This is a genomic window from Nocardia sp. NPDC005998 (genome assembly GCF_040614395.1).
Taxonomy (GTDB): Bacteria; Actinomycetota; Actinomycetes; order Mycobacteriales; family Mycobacteriaceae; genus Nocardia.
In genome coordinates this window covers 20,262-38,655 of sequence record NZ_JBEXUI010000027.1, presented here as the reverse complement: position 1 = coordinate 38,655, position 18,394 = coordinate 20,262, and the positions used below count along the sequence as shown (strand labels likewise).

Annotated in this window: 17 protein-coding genes and 1 pseudogene; 11 read left to right on the top strand and 7 right to left on the bottom strand. The window is 66.7% G+C overall.

What is annotated here, in order from left to right:
• Positions 1 to 72 precede the first annotated feature (72 nt).
• The 3 genes and pseudogenes from ABZ293_RS28885 to ABZ293_RS28875 form a co-directional block, all read left to right on the top strand.
• Positions 73 to 735: a TetR/AcrR family transcriptional regulator gene (locus tag ABZ293_RS28885; RefSeq protein WP_355185718.1), complete on the top strand. Its 663-nt coding sequence runs from the start codon at positions 73 to 75 to the stop codon at positions 733 to 735.
• 77 nt (positions 736 to 812) lie between these two features.
• On the top strand, positions 813 to 1,448 hold the full coding sequence (locus tag ABZ293_RS28880) for a helix-turn-helix domain-containing protein (protein WP_354953642.1): 636 nt from the start codon (positions 813 to 815) through the stop codon (positions 1,446 to 1,448).
• A gap of 29 nt (positions 1,449 to 1,477) precedes the next feature.
• Positions 1,478 to 1,669 (top strand): annotated as a pseudogene (locus tag ABZ293_RS28875) (3-oxoadipyl-CoA thiolase); the annotation flags it as partial.
• Positions 1,670 to 1,852: 183 nt separating this feature from the next.
• Here the strand turns inward: ABZ293_RS28875 and ABZ293_RS28870 are convergent.
• Positions 1,853 to 3,559 carry a putative PEP-binding protein gene (locus ABZ293_RS28870; protein ID WP_355185716.1) on the bottom strand — a complete coding sequence of 569 codons (1,707 nt, stop codon included), beginning with the start codon at positions 3,557 to 3,559 and terminating at the stop codon, positions 1,853 to 1,855.
• Between the two features lie 145 nt (positions 3,560 to 3,704).
• Here ABZ293_RS28870 and ABZ293_RS28865 point away from each other — a divergent pair, with 145 nt between their 5' ends.
• The 4 genes from ABZ293_RS28865 to ABZ293_RS28850 are packed head-to-tail and all read left to right on the top strand — an operon-like array spanning position 3,705 to position 7,743.
• Complete coding sequence (locus ABZ293_RS28865) at positions 3,705 to 4,472, top strand: DeoR/GlpR family DNA-binding transcription regulator (RefSeq protein WP_355185714.1); 768 nt, start codon at positions 3,705 to 3,707, stop codon at positions 4,470 to 4,472.
• Positions 4,469 to 5,419, top strand: a complete 951-nt coding sequence (pfkB, locus tag ABZ293_RS28860) for a 1-phosphofructokinase (RefSeq protein ID WP_355185712.1) — start codon at positions 4,469 to 4,471, stop codon at positions 5,417 to 5,419. The genes ABZ293_RS28865 and pfkB overlap by 4 nt, the downstream gene beginning before the upstream one ends.
• A gap of 11 nt (positions 5,420 to 5,430) precedes the next feature.
• Positions 5,431 to 7,449 (top strand): fructose-specific PTS transporter subunit EIIC, encoded by a 2,019-nt coding sequence (locus tag ABZ293_RS28855; RefSeq protein WP_355185710.1) that lies wholly within the window; start codon positions 5,431 to 5,433, stop codon positions 7,447 to 7,449.
• 36 nt (positions 7,450 to 7,485) lie between these two features.
• Positions 7,486 to 7,743: an HPr family phosphocarrier protein gene (locus ABZ293_RS28850; protein ID WP_355185708.1), complete on the top strand. Its 258-nt coding sequence runs from the start codon at positions 7,486 to 7,488 to the stop codon at positions 7,741 to 7,743.
• An 86-nt stretch (positions 7,744 to 7,829) separates the two neighbouring features.
• Here the strand turns inward: ABZ293_RS28850 and ABZ293_RS28845 are convergent, their stop codons facing one another.
• Both ABZ293_RS28845 and ABZ293_RS28840 read right to left on the bottom strand, forming a co-directional pair.
• Positions 7,830 to 8,363 (bottom strand): DUF3145 domain-containing protein, encoded by a 534-nt coding sequence (locus ABZ293_RS28845; RefSeq protein ID WP_355185706.1) that lies wholly within the window; start codon positions 8,361 to 8,363, stop codon positions 7,830 to 7,832.
• 121 nt (positions 8,364 to 8,484) lie between these two features.
• The gene (locus tag ABZ293_RS28840) at positions 8,485 to 9,315 is read right to left on the bottom strand and encodes a serine hydrolase domain-containing protein (protein WP_355185704.1); all 831 of its coding nucleotides are present in this window, start codon (positions 9,313 to 9,315) and stop codon (positions 8,485 to 8,487) included.
• 85 nt (positions 9,316 to 9,400) lie between these two features.
• On the opposite strand from ABZ293_RS28840, the gene ABZ293_RS28835 reads away from it, so the two are divergent.
• Positions 9,401 to 10,591: a serine hydrolase domain-containing protein gene (locus ABZ293_RS28835; protein ID WP_355185702.1), complete on the top strand. Its 1,191-nt coding sequence runs from the start codon at positions 9,401 to 9,403 to the stop codon at positions 10,589 to 10,591.
• 173 nt (positions 10,592 to 10,764) lie between these two features.
• Here the strand turns inward: ABZ293_RS28835 and ABZ293_RS28830 are convergent, their stop codons facing one another.
• Positions 10,765 to 11,190 (bottom strand): organic hydroperoxide resistance protein, encoded by a 426-nt coding sequence (locus ABZ293_RS28830; protein WP_355185838.1) that lies wholly within the window; start codon positions 11,188 to 11,190, stop codon positions 10,765 to 10,767.
• A 212-nt stretch (positions 11,191 to 11,402) separates the two neighbouring features.
• On the opposite strand from ABZ293_RS28830, the gene ABZ293_RS28825 reads away from it, so the two are divergent.
• The gene (locus ABZ293_RS28825) at positions 11,403 to 12,101 is read left to right on the top strand and encodes an alpha/beta fold hydrolase (protein ID WP_355185700.1); all 699 of its coding nucleotides are present in this window, start codon (positions 11,403 to 11,405) and stop codon (positions 12,099 to 12,101) included.
• A 9-nt stretch (positions 12,102 to 12,110) separates the two neighbouring features.
• On the top strand, positions 12,111 to 12,797 hold the full coding sequence (locus ABZ293_RS28820; protein ID WP_355185698.1) for a winged helix-turn-helix transcriptional regulator: 687 nt from the start codon (positions 12,111 to 12,113) through the stop codon (positions 12,795 to 12,797).
• A gap of 315 nt (positions 12,798 to 13,112) precedes the next feature.
• On the opposite strand, the gene ABZ293_RS28815 is transcribed toward ABZ293_RS28820, so the two are convergent.
• The 3 genes from ABZ293_RS28815 to ABZ293_RS28805 all read right to left on the bottom strand — a co-directional run bounded on the left by ABZ293_RS28815 (position 13,113) and on the right by ABZ293_RS28805 (position 16,157).
• Positions 13,113 to 14,243, bottom strand: a complete 1,131-nt coding sequence (locus ABZ293_RS28815; protein WP_355185696.1) for an NDMA-dependent alcohol dehydrogenase — start codon at positions 14,241 to 14,243, stop codon at positions 13,113 to 13,115.
• A gap of 174 nt (positions 14,244 to 14,417) precedes the next feature.
• Positions 14,418 to 15,002: a DinB family protein gene (locus ABZ293_RS28810; protein ID WP_355185694.1), complete on the bottom strand. Its 585-nt coding sequence runs from the start codon at positions 15,000 to 15,002 to the stop codon at positions 14,418 to 14,420.
• Between the two features lie 90 nt (positions 15,003 to 15,092).
• Positions 15,093 to 16,157, bottom strand: coding sequence for a phosphotransferase family protein (locus ABZ293_RS28805; protein WP_355185836.1), 1,065 nt, complete (start codon positions 16,155 to 16,157; stop codon positions 15,093 to 15,095).
• An 80-nt stretch (positions 16,158 to 16,237) separates the two neighbouring features.
• On the opposite strand from ABZ293_RS28805, the gene pabB reads away from it, so the two are divergent.
• Positions 16,238 to 18,325, top strand: coding sequence for an aminodeoxychorismate synthase component I (gene pabB, locus ABZ293_RS28800; protein ID WP_355185692.1), 2,088 nt, complete (start codon positions 16,238 to 16,240; stop codon positions 18,323 to 18,325).
• The last annotated feature ends 69 nt before the right edge of the window (positions 18,326 to 18,394 follow it).

Here is an 18,394-nt window from a genome sequence, read left to right as displayed (position 1 = left end):
CAAGCATTCTGAAGAATTCGTCAATACTGACTGAATGAGCTATGCTGGTCGTCCGCAGATTCGGGGAGAGAGATGGCCGATAAGACTCGCGAAGAACCCAACCGCTTGGAGCGGCGCAAAGCGCGGACCCGCGCCGCGCTGGTCACCGCCGCGCAGTCGTTCATCGCGGCCGGGAAACTGAACGCGCCGATCCTGGAGATCACCCAGGCGGCCGATGTCGGAATGGGCTCGTTCTACAACCACTTCCAGAGCCGGGAGGAGTTGTTTCAGGCCGCGATCGAGGAGGCACTGGACCGGCACGGGGCCGCACTGGATCTGTTGTGCGAGAACCTCGATGATCCCGCCCAGGTCTTCGCGCAGAGCTTCCGACTCACCGGTCGGCTGCACCGCCGCAATCCCACGCTCAGCAAGGTGCTGCTCAGCAATGGACTGGCCTTGATCCGCTCGGACCGGGGCCTGGCCCCGCGGGCCGGTCGCGATATCGAGGCGGCGACCCGCGCTGGCCGATTCCAGGTTCAAGATGTGGAGTTGGCGATGACCATTGTCGCGGGCGCCGCCATCTCCCTCGGCCAGCTACTGCACGACCAAGCCGGCCGCGACGACGCCACGGCCACCGATCAGGTCACCGAGGATCTGCTGCGCATGCTCGGCCTACCGGCCGATGAGGCCCACGAGATCTGCCAGCGCCCACTGCCACCCCTCGACGCACTCCCGCAGCACGACACCGCGGCCTGAAAACTGACTCACAATCGCCTCTGATCCTTTCCTCAGATACGATTCCGATAACGAATGTGAGCGGAAAGAGGGAGCCGATGGCCGAGCCCGTAGCGCGCAACCGCATCGATCGCCGACGCGAGCGCACCCGCAACGCGCTGCTCGGTGCGGCACGAAAGTTCTTGTCGGAGGGGCGTTCCGCGGTGAGCATTCAGGAGATCACCGACGCCGCCGATGTGGGATTCGGCTCCTTCTACAACCACTTCAGCTCGAAAGACGAGTTGTTCGACGAGGCCGTGCGCTCGGTACTGCAGGTCTACAGCGAGATGCGCGACGATATCGTGGCGCTCTACGACGATCCGGCCGAGGTATTCGCGGTGAGCTTCCGGATGACCGGTCGCCTACAGCGCCAGATCCCCGAAGGCGTTCGGGTGATTCTGCATTCGGGCATGTCGGTGCTGCTGCATGACGAGGGCTTGGCCCCGCGGGCCCGCCGCGACATCATCGCCGCCCAGGAGGCGGGCCGGTTCGAGCCGATGGATCCGGATATGGCGATCATGGCCGCGGGCGGAGCACTGCTGGGACTGCTGCAACTGCTGGACGCCCGGCCCGAGGCCGACGCCGGCGCACTCACCGACGAGATGACCTGCCATGTGCTGCGCATGTTCGGCATGAACAAGCGCTCGGCGGAGAAGCTGACCACCAAACCGCTCCCGCCACAACCGCAGCTGTGACCATGCGGGCCGATTCGAAAGCCGCCCGCCAGGCTGCGCGAATCACGTTGCGGCGGGCCGGAATCGGCTGGGGTGATCTCGGCGTGGTCGAGTCGAACGAGGCCTTTGCCGCGCAATCGCTTGCCTGCCTTGCCGATTGGCCGGACCTGGATCCCAACATTGTCAATGTCGATGGCGGTGCGATCGCGATCGGCCACCCGCTCGGTGCGTCCAGTGGCCGACCAGGGGCTGGCCGTTATTCTGGTGGCGACCTCATGAATATCCGGCTGGCGCCGAGGTGCGCTTCCGCATCAACGAAAGCCTGCGCGACCTGATCACCACCGGCACCGGCCAGCCGAGCGAGTTCCCGAAAGCGGTGGCCTTGCGTCAGGCGCAATAGGTCCTGCTCGGCGAAGGTGAGCGGATCAGCATCCCGCGGATTCGAGCGCCGCGCGGGCGGCCGCGCGGGCGGATTCCGGGTCGGATGTCGCCAACACCGCGGCGGCGGCACGGCGGCAGTCGTCGAGGGTGACCGCGGCTAGCGCGGCGCCGACCGCGGCGACAGCGGCACCGGCCGCGGATAGCGAGCGAATGCCGAATCCGGCCAGCACACAAGCCAATAGCGGATCGGCGGCGGCCTCACCGCAGACGCCGACCGGCTTACCCGCGCTCGCACCGGCGGCCGCGGTACGCGCGACCAGCGCGAGCACCGCGGGCTGCCAGGGATCGGTGAGGGCCGCGAGTTCGGCGGACATGCGGTCCGCGGCCATGGTGTACTGCGCGAGGTCATTGGTGCCGATCGAGAGGAAATCGACGTGTTCCAGAATGGCCTCGGCCAGTAGGGCCGCCGCGGGTACCTCGATCATGACACCGGGTACCAGTCCGCGCGCCCGCACCGCGGCGGCGAACGACTTCGCTTCGGCCGCAGTGGAAATCATCGGGGCCATCACCCACGGTGCCGGTATGCGATCCGCGGCGGCTCTGGCGATCGCGTCGAGCTGCCGGTCCAGGATTCCGGCGTCGCGGGCGGCGATGCGAATGCCACGGACCCCCAATGCCGGATTCGCCTCGTCGGGCTGCTCGGCGAAGCGCAGTGGCTTGTCCGATCCGGCGTCGAGGGTGCGGATCACCACCTTCGACCCGGCATAGGCGTCGAATACATCGCGATAGATATCCGCCTGCTCGACGATGCTCGGCTCGGATTCGCGGTCGAGGAAACACAATTCGGTGCGGAACAGCCCGATTCCCTCGGCAGGCTGCGATCGCGCCGCGCGGGCCCCGGCCGCGTCCTGGACGTTGACGAGGACTTCGACCCGGTGTCCATCCGAGGTGGCACCCGGCCCGGTCCAGGCCGCGGTGCGCGACTCCTGCGCACGATATTCGGCAACGGCGCGGGCGGCGGTTTCCGGATCCGGGCCGATGACGACACATCCGGCCGAACCGTCGATCAATACCTCGACTCCGGCGGGCACATCGTCGAGCCCGGCGATCGCGACGACGCACGGGATGCCGAGTTGACGGGCGATGATCGCGGTATGACTGGTCGGGCCGCCGCGCGAGGTGGCAAGGCCGACAATGAGATTCGGATCGAGCCCGGCGGTATCGGCCGGGGCGAGATCGTCGGCGAGCAGGATGGACGGCCGCGCCGGTGTGGGAATGCCCGGTTCGGGCGCTCCGGCCAACTCGGCAACCACGCGGTCGCAGACATCGCGCAGATCGGTGACGCGCTCGGCCATCAGCCCACCGAGCTTGGTGAATACCTCGGCGAACTGATCGGTGGCGGCGCTCGCCGCCGTCGCGGCGGGACTGCCCGCGGCGATCAACTTCTCCGCGGCACCAAGCCAGCCGCGATCGGCGGCCATCGCGGCATTCGCGGCCAGCACCTCCGCCGCGGCCCCACTCGCACGGGTGGCACGCTCGCGCAAACGATGCGCGACGGCCGCCGTCGCGGTCAGGAGGGCTTCGCGTTCGGATGCCCGATCGGACTCGGCGACGGGTTCCAACCGAAGGTCTGGACGGATCCGTAGCGCCGGGCGCACCGTGGGCGCGGCGGCGGTTCCGGGCACCGCCGGTGTTCCGCGCAGCGTCATCGCCTCCTGCGATATGGCTGTGGCCTGCGGTGATCCGGACATTCGATTCCTCCTCCACGTCGATGTCGAGTGAGTGAAACCGATTACTCACCTCGGCTCGATGTGATCCAGACTACTCAAATCTCTTGACAAAGCAACACAAGCGGGCATAAAACAACATAAACAAACATTGTTATCGGAGGATCGGATGTACGCAGAGGAGCGCCAGCAGGCCATTGCCGCCCTGGTCGGGCAACGCGGGCGCGTATCGGTTACCGATCTCGCAGAGCAGTACGGGGTCACCACCGAGACCGTGCGCCGCGATCTGGCCGTGCTCGATCGCATGGGGCTGATCCGGCGGGTGCACGGCGGTGCGGTGCCCGCCGCCGCGCTCACCGCAATCGAACTCGGCACCACCGAGCGCGAACACTCCCACGCCGCGGAGAAGGACCGCATCGCCAAGGCGGCCCTGGACTTTCTGCCCCCGACCGGCGGCAGCGTGCTGTTCGACGCCGGGACCACCACCGCGCGCATAGCCGCCGCCCTGCCCGGCGATCGAGAGCTCGTCGCCGTGACGAATTCGGTCCCCATCGCGGCGCGGCTGAGCGGGCACGGCGGCGTGCGGCTGCACCTGATCGGCGGCCGGGTGCGCGGGGTCACGCAGGCCGCGGTCGGGGCCGAGGCGCTGCGCGTGCTCGGCGAACTCCGGGTCGATGTGGCCTTTATCGGCACCAATGCGCTGACCATCGGTCATGGGCTGTCCACACCCGATCCGGACGAGGCCGCGGTCAAGCGCGCCATGATCGCCAGCGCCCACCGCGTCGTCGTGGTCGCCGATGCCACCAAGGTCGGCCGCGAGGATCTGCTCAGCTTCGGCTCGGTCCACGATTTCGATGTGCTGGTCACCGATACCGGACTGCTCCCGTCGGTGCGCGATGAACTCACCGAATACGGCATCGAGGTGGTGGCTGCGTGATCGTCACCCTCACCGCCAATCCGAGCATCGACCGCACCGTCAGCCTGCCCGAGCCATTGCGGCGCGGCGCCGTGCACCGGGCCGAGACCGTGTTGTCGCAGCCGGGCGGCAAGGGCGTCAATGTGTCCAGGGTGATCGCCGCCGCCGGGGTCGACACCGTCGCGGTGCTGCCCGGCAATGACGGTGATCCCTTGCTGCGCATGCTGACCGATGCCGCCATCGACCACCGTGCAGTGGCGTGCACGGCATCCGCGCGCACCAATCTCACCGTCGCCGAACACGACGGCACCACCACGAAGATCAATGAGCCCGGTGCCGCGCTGTCCGCTGAATGTCTTGCCGCACTGGCGGATCAACTGGACGAACTCACCGCGCGGGCCAGCTGGATCGTGCTGTCGGGTTCCCTGCCACCCGCGGTACCCACCGATTGGTACGCGTATCTGCTGCACCGGCTGCGCGGCACCCGCATCGCCGTCGACACCTCCGACGCTCCCCTGCTCGCCCTCGCCGCCGAACTGGAATCGGCCGCACCGCAACTGCTCAAGCCGAATGCCGACGAGCTGGCGCAGCTCACCCGAACCGACCCGGCCGGACTGGAGGATCCCGTTGCCGCCGCGCGCGCGGCGCGCACGCTGGTCGAACGCGGCGTCGATGCGGTGCTGGCGACGCTCGGCGCGGCCGGTGCCGTGCTGGTCACCGCGGACGGCGCCTGGCATGCCGCCGCGCCCGCCATCACCCCGCGCAGCACCGTCGGAGCCGGCGACTCCGCACTGGCCGGATATCTGCTCGCCGATCTCGCGGGCCTGGCCGCACCGGATCGGCTGCGCCGCGCCGTCGCCTATGGCAGCGCCGCCGCCGCGCTGCCCGGCACCGGATTACCCAGCCCACACCACACCGACCCCCGCGCCGTGGCCGTCACGACGTTGGAAGCCCTGCACAGTCGCTGAAGGACAACGCGATGGCCCACCCGACCACTTCCCCCGATTCGATCATCACCGCCGAGCTGATCAGCCTCGATACCGACCTCGGTGCCGCCAAGGAAGCGGTGATCGCGGCGCTTGCCCGGCGACTCACCGACAATGGGCGCGCCACCTCTGCCGCGGCATTGCGTGATGCGGCGTTGGCACGCGAATCGCAGTCCGCAACCGGACTTCCCGGTGGGATCGCCATACCGCACTGCCGGAATGCGGCCGTGACCAGTGCTTCGCTCGGGTTCGCCCGGCTAGCGCCCGCAGTGGATTTCGGCGCCGCTGACGGGCCTGCGGATCTGGTATTTCTCATTGCCGCGCCGGAAGGTGCCGGGGCCGAGCATATGAAGTTGCTGTCGAGTCTGGCTCGCGCGCTTGTCCGGCCGGAGTTCGTGGGTTCACTGCGCGCTGCCGTGAGCGCTGATGAGGTGGTTTCGCTGGTTACCGATGTACTCGCGCAGAAACCTGCGATGACGCCCAAAGCATCAGCACCCGAAGCGACAACACCTGCGCCCCATAGCGCTTCGGCCGACGAGATAAACGCCGTGGCCGAGCGAACGATCGTCGCCGTCACCGCCTGCCCCACCGGCATCGCCCACACCTACATGGCCGCCGACTCCCTCGTCGCGGCCGGTGATCGCGCGGGCGTCACCGTACATGTCGAAACACAGGGTTCCGGCGGCAGCACCCCGCTGCGTCCAGAAGTAATCGCCGCCGCGAGCGCGGTCATCTTCGCCACCGACGTCGGGGTGCGCGGCCGGGAACGATTCGCGGGCAAACCCGTCGTCGAGTCCGGGGTGAAACGCGCGATCAACGAGCCGGACACCATGGTCGCCGATGCGTTGCGCGCCGCGCTCGACCCGAAGGCGGCCACCGTCGCCGGATCGGCTCGCCCCGAGACCGATTCGGCCCCGGCCGCACTCGGCTGGGGCACCCGGCTGCGCCAGATCCTGCTCACCGGCGTCAGCTATATGATCCCGTTCGTCGCCGCGGGCGGCCTACTCATCGCGCTCGGCTTCCTGTTCGGCGGCTACGAAATCGCCGATCACGCCAAGAAAATCGTGCTCGACAACTCACTGACGGCATTGCCCGACGGCGGCCTGCCGACCTATCTCGGCGCGGTGCTGTTCCAACTCGGCTCGCTCGCATTCGGCTTCCTGGTACCAGCACTCGCCGGTTATATCGCCTTCGCCATCGCCGACCGTCCCGGTCTCGCACCGGGATTCACCGCCGGTGCGGTGGCCGTCTTCGTCGGCGCCGGATTCCTCGGCGGCCTCGTCGGCGGTCTGATCGCCGGATTCGCCGCGCTGTGGGTGGCGAAGCTGCCTGCCCCACCCTGGGCGCGCGGACTCATGCCGGTGGTGGTCATCCCGCTGTTCGCCTCGCTCACGGTCGGCGCGCTGATGTTCATCGTGCTCGGCAAGCCGCTCGCCGCGATCACCAGTGGACTCACCAACTGGCTCAATAGCCTGACCGGCACCTCCGCCCTCGCACTCGGCGTAATCCTGGGCCTGATGATGTGTTTCGACCTCGGCGGCCCGGTCAACAAGGCGGCGTATTCCTTCGCCGTCGCCGGACTGTCCGTCACCGATCCGGCCTCACTGCGCATTATGGCCGCCGTCATGGCAGCGGGCATGGTCCCGCCGCTGGCAATGGCGCTCGCCTCGACCTTGCGCCCCCGCCTGTTCACCACCGCCGAACGCGAAAATGGCAAGGCCGCATGGCTTCTCGGCGCCTCCTTCATTTCCGAAGGCGCGATCCCCTTCGCGGCCGCCGATCCACTGCGGGTGATCCCCTCGATGATGGCCGGTGGCGCGGTCACCGGCGCATTGATCATGGCGACCGGAACCACGCTCAGCGCACCGCACGGCGGCATCTTCGTCTTCTTCGCCGTCGGCCACATCGTCTGGTTCCTCGCCGCACTCGCCGCGGGCACCGCCGTCGCCACCCTCTGTGTCACCGCGGCCAAGGAGCTCATCAGGCCGCGCACCGTACTCGCCACCGCCTGATCCGAAAATCGTCAGCCCCCAAGGAGAACCGCCCTCATGGCCAGCACCACCGTCACCGTCGCCTCCGTCATCGGACTGCACGCCCGCCCCGCCAATATCATCGCCGACACGGTCACCGACGCCGGAGCCCAAGTGACGCTGGCACTCGTCGGCGGCGAACCCGTCGACGCCGGATCGGCGCTGATGATCATGACCCTCGGCGCCGCCAATGGCACCGACGTCGTCGTCACCAGCGATGACCCGCAGGCACTCGAACTCGTGGCGAAACTCGTCGCCACCGACCTCGACGCCTGATCGAGGCCGAGTTCCAGCACCGCACAAGCAGAATGCCCGCGCTCCGGTGAGCGCGGGCATCTCCGCGATCAGCGGGGCTGTGCCGATCAGCCGACGTCGCGGCGCAGCCAGGTGACCTCCGCACCGGATTCGGTTCCGTAGCGGTAGATTTCGAGATCTTCGTCCCAGGCGGTACCGAGGGCGCGGTCGAGTTCGGTTGCCAAGTCATAGCCGGTGTAGTTGCCGAGTTCGCTGTTGGCTTGCAGCATGGCGCGCAGGCGCATTTCGCCGATGGTCACATCGCCGTTGGCCGAGGTGGAGCCGTGCCAGAGCCCGAGCGTCGGGACGAAGCTGTAGCGTTCGCCGTCCACACCGTCGCTGGGGTCCTCGGTGACCTCGAAGCGCAGCACATTCCAGGACCGCAAGGATTGGGCAATTCGCGATGCGGTACCCACCGGGCCGAACCAGTCGGTGGTCGCACGGAGCTGGCCGTCGGCGGGCTGGGCGGTCCAGCGCAGTTTCGCGGGTGAGCCCAGTGCCGAGGTGAGTGCCCATTCGATATGCGGGCACAGCGCGGCTGGCGATGAGTGGATATAGACCACACCCGCCGTCGCGTCCGCGAACTGACCCGATGCGCGCACGACTGACACCTCCAGCTTCGACGAGGAACGTCTTCCCCAACGACCCGTCGAATCTGGCGTTGCCTGAGTGTACTGGAGTGTCCCGAGTTACACGTGTTACTTCGGAGGCGTGTCCGATCCGTTACTTCGGAACAGAGTTCCGAGCGAGGATCACCTCGGCGATCACCGCATCGGAGAAGACGGGCCAAGCCTCCCGTGCCCAGTCGCCGAAATTCTCGTCGCTCAAAGCGATACTCGCCACCCCTAATTCGGGATCGACCCACAGAAATGTTCCGGACTGCCCGAAATGGCCATAGGTACCTGCGGAATTCGCTCCGCCGGTCCAATGCGGAGATTTCCCGTCGCGAATCTCGAATCCCAGCCCCCAGTCGTTGGGACGCTGCGATCCGTAACCGGGCAGCACACCGTTGAGCCCGGGAAACTGGACCGAGGTGGCCGCGGCGTGCGTCGGCGCCGAAATCAGCTGGGGATTCAGCAGTTCCGCGGCGAAGCGGGCCAGATCTGCCGCGGTGGACCGGCCCGCATGCCCGGCCGAACCGGTCAACACCGAGGCTTTCATATCGAGTGGCTCGAATACCGCCTCCCGCAAGTATTCCGGGAAGGCGATACCCGTCTGCTCAACGACGAAGGCCGCGAGCACTTCGAAACCCGCACTGGAGTAGATCCGCCGTGTGCCAGGGGCGGCGAGGATATCGGTGGTATCGAAGGCGATGCCGGAGGTGTGCGCCAGCAGATGCCGGACGGTAGCTCCGGGCGGACCCGCGGGCTGATCGAGTTCGATCGCCCCCTCCTCCACCGCGACCAGCACCGCGTAGGCGACCAGCGGCTTGGTCACCGAGGCGAGCGGGAAGACCCGCTCGACATCGCCCGCCATCCGCGCGCCGTCGCGGGTGACGATGCCCGCCGCCGCATGCCGAACCGGCCAATCCCTGATCTGCTCGAGTGCACCCACGAATCGAGCCTACGAGACGCCGGGACCGGGCGGCCTCGCACCTTCCTCGCAGTGAACTCGGTACCGCCGGTACCATCAACTGATCATGAGCACACAGCCCACCGTCCACGGCGAGGTGGCGGCCGGATTCGGCCCCGTCGCCGACGCCTTCCGCCGCAACTTCACCCAGCACGGTGAAATCGGCGCCGCCGTGGCCGTTTACGCGGGCGACCGCCTCGTGGTGGATCTGTGGGCAGGCCACCGGGACCGACGCGCGACACTGCCGTGGGAGCACGACACAATCGTTCCGGTCTTCTCCTCGACCAAGGGCATGGCCGCCTTCGTGGTCGCCCGCGCGGTATCGAAGGGGCTGCTGAACTACGAGGAGCCGGTCGCGAAGTACTGGCCGGAGTTCGCCGCGGCAGGCAAGGGCGCGGTCACGGTGCGTCAGCTGATCGATCATCAGGCCGGACTGTCGGGCCTCGACAGCGTGGTGCGACTGCCGCAGATCGCCGATCTCGATGGTCTCGCAACGATTCTCGCGGCCCAGCGGCCCGCGTGGCGGCCGGGGACGCGACACGGCTATCACGCCATCACCCTCGGCCTGTACCAGGGCGAGTTGGTGCGGCGCGTGGATCCCGAACATCGCACGCTCGGGCGGATATTCGCCGAGGAGTTCGCCCAGCCACTCGACCTGGATTTCTTCATCGGACTGCCCGCCGCGCAGAGCATGGACCGGATCGCCACCCTGTCCGCCACCGAGGGCATGGATATCCTGCGCTATGAGCGCGATATTCCGATGCGGATCGGTGCCGAGATCTTCGCCAAACGCGGACTTTCCCATGCGGCGCTGACCAATCCGCGCATCGGCGCGCCGGCGCGCGCGAGCCGGCGCGAACTCCTCGAAGTCGAAATGCCGGGTTCCAATGGCGTCGGGAATGCCCGGTCGCTGGCCAAGGTGTACGGCGCGGCGGCCGGTCGGACCGGCACGCTCCCGATCGACGACAGCGTGCTCGATCAACTCGCCGCCCCGGCCGCCGACGATGTCCCCGCCGATGACCTGGTGCTGCACACCAAATCCCGCTACCACCTAGGCTTCCGCAAGTCCCGCGGCTCGTTCCGGTTCGGCTCGGACAAGCACGCCTATGGCACCACCGGTCTCGGCGGCTCCTTCGGATTCGCCGATCCGACAACCGGATTCGGCTTCGGCTACGCGATGAACCGCCTCGGCCTCGCCGTCCTCGACGACGTCCGCAGCCGCAACCTGCGCGAGGCGCTACTGCGCTGCGCCGCCTGACGCCGCGCTATCGACTTCCGGGCGTTTCTCGAGGACCTGCCTCATTCGCGAGGGTAGGCACTTGGTTTGGCATGCAACTCGGCCGTGCGGTGGAGTGAGCGCCGCCGAGCAGCTTTGTCCGTCGCCCAACCGGCGGTCGAGCTCCGCTCCCCTCGCGGGGAGCGGAGCGGGTGTCACAGTCGGCTGCCGTTGACTACCAGTGTCACGTCGATATTGTCGCGCGTGGCGTTGGAGTAGGGGCAGACCTGATGGGCTGCGGTCACCAGTTCAACGGCCTGGTCGCCGGAGACCGACGGCAGCGAGATCTGTAGCTCGACACCGAGTTGGAAGCGGCCACCGTCGATCGGGATCAGCGAGACCGACGAGTCGATTTCCGCGTCATCGGCCCGGAGCTTGCTGCGCTGTCCGATCAGAGCGAGCGTCGTTCCGAAGCAGGCGGCGTATCCGATCGCGAAGAGTTGCTCAGGGTTGGCGCCCGCACCGTCCCCGCCTAGTTCCTTTGGCTGACGCAAGTCCAGATCCAGCTGTCCGTCGGACGTACTTGCGTGGCCGTTCCTGCCTCCGGCCACGTGCGCCTGCGCTCGGTACAGCACCTTCATCATCCTGAACTCCCTTCGTCGCTACTGCCAAATGAACTTCGCACTTCAAAAATAAGAAGTCAATAGCTAAGCTCGTGAACCTCACGACAACCAGGAGATGACATGGCAAGGCTGGCGATCGGCTACCTGCTACTTACCCGCGACCAGACCGTTCCGGGCGAACACGAACCAGGACGGCTTGTCGTCCAGGCACGGCGGGCCGAGGTATCACAATGACCACATTCGTTCTCGTCCACGGCGCCTGGCACGGCCCATGGGCATGGGAGCGGGTCGCCCCGCTCCTGCATGCCGCCGGCGCGCGCACTGTCATCCCGGACCTCAGCACGGTCGGCGACTGCGGGCTCCACGACCACGCCACCGCAGTCGCCGCCGCCCTCGACTGCACACCGGACGATGACGAGCTCGTGCTGGTCGGACACAGTTACGCGGGCCTGGTCGTGCGGGAGGCGGCAGACGCACGTCCCAATGTGGTCGGCCACATCATCCTGGTCGACGGATGGGCGGGGAGAGACGGCGCCAGCATGGTCGATCTGGCCCCCGAACCCTTCGTTGCGTCCGTCTACGCGGCGACCGAGGCCCGCGGGGAAGGTTGGCAGATCCCGGCCCCGCCCCCAGCGGCATTCGGCATCGTCGACCCCGACAATGCGGCATGGCTGGACGCGCGCCTGCTCCCACAGCCACTGCGCACATTCACCGAACCCACTCGCCTGAGCGGGGCCGTCGACCGGATTCCCGGCACCGCCATCTATTGCAAGCCGCAGACCTATTCCTTCGAACAGTTCGGCAAAGCCCTCGGCTACCGGACCCATGCGCTGGATGGCCCGCACGATGTAATGCTCACCCAGCCCGAACCGCTCGCCCGGATGCTCCTGGAAGCTTGCTCATTCAAAATCGGGAAGCGCGAAGTCTAGAGTGATGAAGTGGACCAGCGAAGCTACAACCAGTACTGCGCGACCGCGCGCACCCTCGACCTCGTGGGCGAGCGCTGGACGCTGCTGTTGATCCGCGAGCTGCTGACCGGACCCAAACGGTTCGGCGACCTGCAGGCCAGCCTGCGCGGCCTCGGCACCGGCCTACTCGCGGCCCGCCTGAAACATCTGGAACACGAAGGACTCGCTCACAAGATCACACTCCCGCCGCCCGCCCGTACGCCCGCCTACGCTCTCACCCCAGCAGGCGAGGAACTCGGCCCAGCGATCCTCGCGCTCGCCCGGTGGGGCCTGAAGTGGGCGATGGGCGAACCCCGCGCGACCGAGACGTTCCACCCGGGCTGGGCGGTGCTCGGCCTACGGGCCTGCTTCAACCCCGACGCCGCCACCGGATTGCACGCCGTCTACGAGTTCCACATCGACGACGAGGTCTTCCACGCCCGCATCCACGACAAAACAATCGAGGCACTACACGGACCCGCCCAGCACCCCGACGCAACCATCACCATCAGCAGGGCCGCATTTCTCCGCCTGACCGGCCAAGGCCTCACCTTCGCCGATGCGATCGAGATCGGCGACGCGTCAGCATCCGGAGACAGCACGGCTCTGCGTAGGCTGACGGGCCTGTTCCGGCTGCCACCCCCACACGACCGGAAGACCGAACAGACCTCGTCCTGATCACGCTCCGGAAATCCAGACCCCGCTCCCGTCAACGCAACCCGGCCAACCGCGCCATCGAAATTTGCGGACAACCGCCGTCCGAGATCCACGCAGAGCCACCGAGTAGATGGAGGACGTTGGTGACGTAGCGGACGGCGGTCGGTTCAGCCGAGCCCACCGGCAGCGCGGCGTAGCCGGACCCGGCAGCGCCCACCGACAACTGCGGCGCGTACCGGGCGGGCAAGGGGGCGTTGAAATTCCGCTCGGCAAGCCGGTCCGTACGAGCCGATCACGCAGATCGCGACCAGGCTCGCCGAGCGGTGACCCGACGACTTACCAGTCGGCCTCGGTGTACTTGATGATGCCGCGAATGTTCTTGCCGTCCAGCATGTCCTGGTAGCCCTGGTTGATCTGCTCCAGGGAGTACTGGCGGGTCACCATATCGTCGAGATTCAGCTGACCCGACTTGTACAGCGAAAGCAGGTGCGGGGCGTCCTGGCGGGCATTGCCGCCGCCGAAGATGCAGCCCTTGACGGTCTTCTGCAGCATGGACAGCAGGAAGCTGTTGAGCTTGACGTCGCTCTCGTCCATGCGCCCCATGGAGGTGACGACCAGGGTGCCCGCCTTCGCGGTGAGGATCAGACCCTCTTCGATGTACTCGCCGTGCATCTCGCCCATGGTGAGAATGACCTTCTGCGCCATCCGGCCCTCGGTGGCCTCTATCAGCGGCATGATCGCGGCGGCCATGCTCTCGTAGGTATGCGTCGCGCCGAACTTCTCCGCCTGCTCGCGCTTCCACGGGTTCGGGTCGATGGCGACCACCTTGGACGCGCCGGAGAGCACCGCGCCCTGCAGTGCGCTCATGCCGACACCGCCGATGCCCGCGATCACCACGGTCTCGCCCGGCTTGACGTCGGCGACGTGGGTGGAGGAGCCGAAGCCGGTGGGGACGCCGCAGCCGACAAGGCAGGCGACCTCGAACGGAATGCTCGGGTCGATCTTGACCACCGAGGTGTGGTGCACCGTCATATACGGCGCGAAGGTGCCAAGCAGGCACATCGGGATGACGTTCTCGCCACGCGCCTGGATGCGGTAGGTGCCGTCGCTGATGGCCTGGCCCATCAGCAGTCCGGCGCCCAGATCGCACAGCGCCATATTGCCGCTCACACACGCCGGACAGCGTCCGCACGCGGGAATGAACGACAGGATCACGTGATCGCCGACCTGCAGATCGGCGGGGCAGTTCGGCCCGAGCTTGGTGATCACACCCGCGCCCTCGTGGCCGCCCATGACGGGGAATGCCGGCATCGGTGTCGCACCGGTCACGATGTGGTGATCCGAGTGGCACATACCGGCGGTTTCCATCCGGATCTGGACCTCACCGGCTACCGGATCGCCGACCTCGATCTCCTCGACCGACCATTCCTGGTCGATCCCCCACAGGATCGCGCCTTTCGTCTTCATTCCTGTCGACCTCTCGCATGCACGGGCTTCTATGTGACTGCACCCACAGTACGAGAAAACTGTAACGCGTTCTAGTGCCGGATCGGAAATTCGTCGACAGGGATTGGCGAGACCGTCGAACGGGTTCCAGTTCTACCCGATCCCGCCGCTGCTCAGTTCCGATATTGCCCGATTTCAGCCCCGCACGTCGTGCACATGGTGGATTACGTCGTGCACGAAGTAGGACGCCAGGGATTCGACGGTGAAGACCGAACCGTCACTGCGCCGCACCTGGTTGCCGAGGTCGGCGGCGGATACCGATACGAAGGCGCGCGCGACCACCTCGGCCGCGTCGGCCAGCTCGGTTGCGACCCTGCTCGGATCCTGCTGGTCGTATCGATCCGCGATGGCCGTCACATCCTGGTCCCAGTTCGAGAACACCGGGATGCCGTCGGCGGTCTCGGCGGCATCGAGCCCCTTCGCATCGAAGCCGGGGACCTGCGGATCCACCGCTTCGGTGCGCGCCGCAATAGCCGTGCGATAGGTGAAGATTCGGCAGACGTCGCGAACATGGGCGGCGTATTCGAGCGCCGACCAGGTCGCATCGTCCGGGCGCGCGGTGGCGTCGGGTCGCATGAGGGTTGCCGACAGGCGGCCCGCATATTCGCGGGCCAACTCGGGCACGGCCGCATAGGTGATGGACTCCGGGTCGAATCCGCATTCGGGACAGCGCCGTTCGAGCACCCAGGTCCAGTTCTTCACATCGGGAACGATTGGCATGCGGCAACCTTAGGCTGGCTGGATATTTTCAGCGACATAAATCCAGCCAGTCATCGACAAGATTCCGACAGTGGACCTGAACCGGTCCGCTCAATCCATCAGACGATGCGCTCGCTCGAACAGTTCCAACGTGATGGCATGCAGAAAGTCACCGACCTGCTTGGGCGCCTTCCCCGCGAATGCACGAGCATGCGTGCCCTCCAAGACAATTCCCAATTTGAAGCAGGCCAGCACCGTGTACCAGGGGACATTGCTCAGGTCGCGGTCGGAGAACTTGCCGTAGTGCGCGATCATCTCCTCCGGTGTCGGCAGACCGCCGACGGCGCCGAGCTTGCCGATCAGCGCCGCGCCGGTGGTGCCGGGTTCCGGGCGGGTCGCGATCTGCCAGCCGAGGTCGAGGAGCGGGTCGCCGATGGTCGACATCTCCCAGTCCACCATCGCGGCCACTTCCGGACCGTCATAGGAGAACATCATGTTGGCCAGGTGACAGTCGCCGTGCAGGATGCCGGGGGTCCATTGCGCGGGGCGATTGCGATCCAGCCAATCCCCGACCTGCTGTAGGCCGGGAATCTCCGGACCCGGATACCCCGCGTTGGCCGAATACGACTCGAGTTCGCCGAGCCAGCGCGGCACCTGACGCTCCAGGAAGCCATCGGGTTTGCCGTAGTCGTTCAGGCCGAGCGTCTGGTAATCGAGTGCGCCGAGACGCGCGATGGCCTCCACCGCGGACAGGCCCATCTGCCGCCGGATCTCCGGATCGCCCGCATGTAGTTGCGGCAATTCGTTCTGTGGGTTGAATCCGGTAATGGGCTCCATCAGATAGAAGACCGCGCCGAGCACCGATTCGTCCGGGCAGGCCGCGATCACCTTCGGGGCGCGCACGCCGGTTCCGTCGAGCGCGCCGAGCAGTCTGGCCTCGCGGCGGATCACGTCATTGCTCTTGGCACGCAGATGCTTCGGGCCGCGGCGCAGCACATAGTCCCGACCGCCGCGGGCGAAGCGCAGCATGATGTTCTGCGTGCCACCGCCGAGTGCGGTCACATTCTCGAATTCGCCACCGGGCAGACCCTGCTGATCCATCCAGGTACCGACGATGGCGAAATCGACGATGTCTCGATCCACATCCACCGGTTGCGCAATAGACATGCCCCACATTGTGCACCACGCCATCCGTCGAACTGAAGGCAGATGACAACAGTTTGCCTCGACCGGGGCGGCGTAGGGTTCTGGACACGATGCGCACGCTCTTGATCGACAATTACGACTCGTTCACCTACAACCTGTATCAGCTGATCAGCGAGGTGAACGGGGAAGAGCCCACGGTCGTGCGCAATGACGAGGTCGGCGATATCGGACAGCTGCGGCTGGAGCGCTTCGACAATGTCGTCATCTCCCCCGGTCCGGGCCGCCCGGACGTCACGCGGGATATCGGCATATCGGCGGCGGTGATCCGGGAGACCGAACTGCCATTGCTCGGCGTCTGTCTCGGACATCAGGCACTGGTCGTCGCGGAGGGCGGCATCGTGACCACCGCGCCCGCCGCGCGACACGGATATCTCGATCACATCGAGCACGACGGCAATGACCTGTTCGGCGGGCTCCCCGAGGGTTTCACCGCGGTGCGCTACCACTCGCTGGCCGCCGAACGACCGCTGCCGGACAGTCTCGAGATCACCGCCGTCGCGGCCGATGGCGTGATCATGGGTGTGCGGCATCGGAGCAGACCGCAGTGGGGGGTGCAGTTCCATCCCGAATCGATAGCCAGCGAGTACGGTGCGGCATTACTCGGCAACTTCGCGAAACTCACTGCAGGCCAGCGCATTCGGTCGAGCATTATCGCGCCGTTCGAACATGCCGAACCGCTGCAGGGCGGTAGGCACGAGTACCGGGAATCGCGGAGGTCCTGGCAGCTGCGACATTCGGTGATCGAGCGGGCGATCGATACCGAGGCCGCATTCGTTCGGCTATATGGTGACTCCCCCACCGCATTCTGGCTGGACAGCGAGCATGTCGAACCGGGGCTGGATCGGTTCTCCTTTCTCGGTGATGCGAGCGGGCCACTGGCGGAAGTGATCCGCTATCGGGTCGGCGAGAATGTGGTGACGGTCGAATCCTCGGACGGAAATCGGCGGACCGTACCCGGCGGAATTCTCGACTATCTGGCCGGGCAGCTGCATCTGCGGCATACCGAATTGCCAGATCTCCCTTTTGATTTCGCGTGCGGGTATGTCGGCTATCTGGGCTATGAGGTGAAGGCCGATTGCGGGGCGAATGCCGCGCATCGCGCTGCCACCCCGGATGCGCAGTGGATCTTCGCCGACCGGATCGTGGTGGTCGACCATGTCGCCGGGCGGACCCATCTGCTCGCGCTCACCGATCCGGCGCCGGAAGCCCTTCGGGCGGGCGCGGATTGGTTGCGCGATACCCGCGAGATCCTGGAATCCCTGCCGACGTGGGTGAATCCGCCCCCGCTCGAGGTGTTCTCCGATACCGCCATCGTCGCACCGCTTTTCACCCGTGGACGGGAGCGGTATCTCGCCGATATCGCCATCTGTCAGGAGCGGCTGCATGCGGGCGAGTCCTACGAAATCACCATTACCGACAGCGCGTCCATGGTGGCGGCCGAAGCCGACGGCCTCGATTTCTATCGCACCCTGCGCCGCTGCAATCCCGCGCCGTACGCGGCGTATCTGCGTTTCGACGATCTCGAAATCGCCTGCTCCTCACCGGAACGCTTCCTCAAGGTCGACCGTGCCCGCACGGTGGAGAGCAAACCGATCAAGGGCACTGCGCCACGCGGGCACACCCCCGCCGAGGACGAACGGCTGCGCCGCGAACTGGCCGATAGCCCCAAGACCAGGGCCGAGAACCTGATGATCGTCGATCTGCTGCGCAATGACCTCGGCCGGGTCTGCCAGATCGGCAGTGTGCACGTGCCGAAATTGATGGCCACCGAGGCGTATACGACCATGCACCAATTGGTTTCCACCGTGCGCGGCACGCTGCGCCCGAATGTCGACGTCATCGATTGTCTGCGTGCGTGTTTTCCCGGCGGCTCGATGACCGGGGCACCGAAGCTGCGGACCATGGAGATCATCGACGAACTGGAGACCGAAGCGCGCGGAATCTATTCGGGCACCATCGGTTTCCTCGGGCTGGCGGGCACGGCCGACCTCAATATCGTCATCCGCACCGCCGTCCGCCACGACGGACACTGGCGCATCGGCGCTGGCGGCGCCATCGTCCTCGATTCGGATCCGGAAGACGAATACCACGAAACCCTCCTCAAAGCCGCCGCCACCTACCGCGCAACCACCCGCTGAGCAATCGCGCGGCCGCAGCCCGACGGGCCGTTCCCTCCGACGGGACAGTCGGCGCCGAATCAGGCCCCG

What these genes read in the sequence shown, in the direction of transcription:
- ABZ293_RS28885 (WP_355185718.1), top strand. Translation starts at nt 73, where the DNA reads ATGGCCGATAAGACTCGCGAAGAACCCAACCGCTTGGAGCGGCGCAAA.
- ABZ293_RS28880 (WP_354953642.1), top strand. Translation starts at nt 813, where the DNA reads ATGGCCGAGCCCGTAGCGCGCAACCGCATCGATCGCCGACGCGAGCGC.
- ABZ293_RS28870 (WP_355185716.1), bottom strand. Translation starts at nt 3,559, where the DNA reads ATGTCCGGATCACCGCAGGCCACAGCCATATCGCAGGAGGCGATGACG.
- ABZ293_RS28865 (WP_355185714.1), top strand. Translation starts at nt 3,705, where the DNA reads ATGTACGCAGAGGAGCGCCAGCAGGCCATTGCCGCCCTGGTCGGGCAA.
- ABZ293_RS28855 (WP_355185710.1), top strand. Translation starts at nt 5,431, where the DNA reads ATGGCCCACCCGACCACTTCCCCCGATTCGATCATCACCGCCGAGCTG.
- ABZ293_RS28850 (WP_355185708.1), top strand. Translation starts at nt 7,486, where the DNA reads ATGGCCAGCACCACCGTCACCGTCGCCTCCGTCATCGGACTGCACGCC.
- ABZ293_RS28835 (WP_355185702.1), top strand. Translation starts at nt 9,401, where the DNA reads ATGAGCACACAGCCCACCGTCCACGGCGAGGTGGCGGCCGGATTCGGC.
- ABZ293_RS28830 (WP_355185838.1), bottom strand. Translation starts at nt 11,190, where the DNA reads ATGAAGGTGCTGTACCGAGCGCAGGCGCACGTGGCCGGAGGCAGGAAC.
- ABZ293_RS28825 (WP_355185700.1), top strand. Translation starts at nt 11,403, where the DNA reads ATGACCACATTCGTTCTCGTCCACGGCGCCTGGCACGGCCCATGGGCA.
- ABZ293_RS28815 (WP_355185696.1), bottom strand. Translation starts at nt 14,243, where the DNA reads ATGAAGACGAAAGGCGCGATCCTGTGGGGGATCGACCAGGAATGGTCG.
- ABZ293_RS28810 (WP_355185694.1), bottom strand. Translation starts at nt 15,002, where the DNA reads ATGCCAATCGTTCCCGATGTGAAGAACTGGACCTGGGTGCTCGAACGG.
- ABZ293_RS28805 (WP_355185836.1), bottom strand. Translation starts at nt 16,157, where the DNA reads ATGTGGGGCATGTCTATTGCGCAACCGGTGGATGTGGATCGAGACATC.
- pabB (WP_355185692.1), top strand. Translation starts at nt 16,238, where the DNA reads ATGCGCACGCTCTTGATCGACAATTACGACTCGTTCACCTACAACCTG.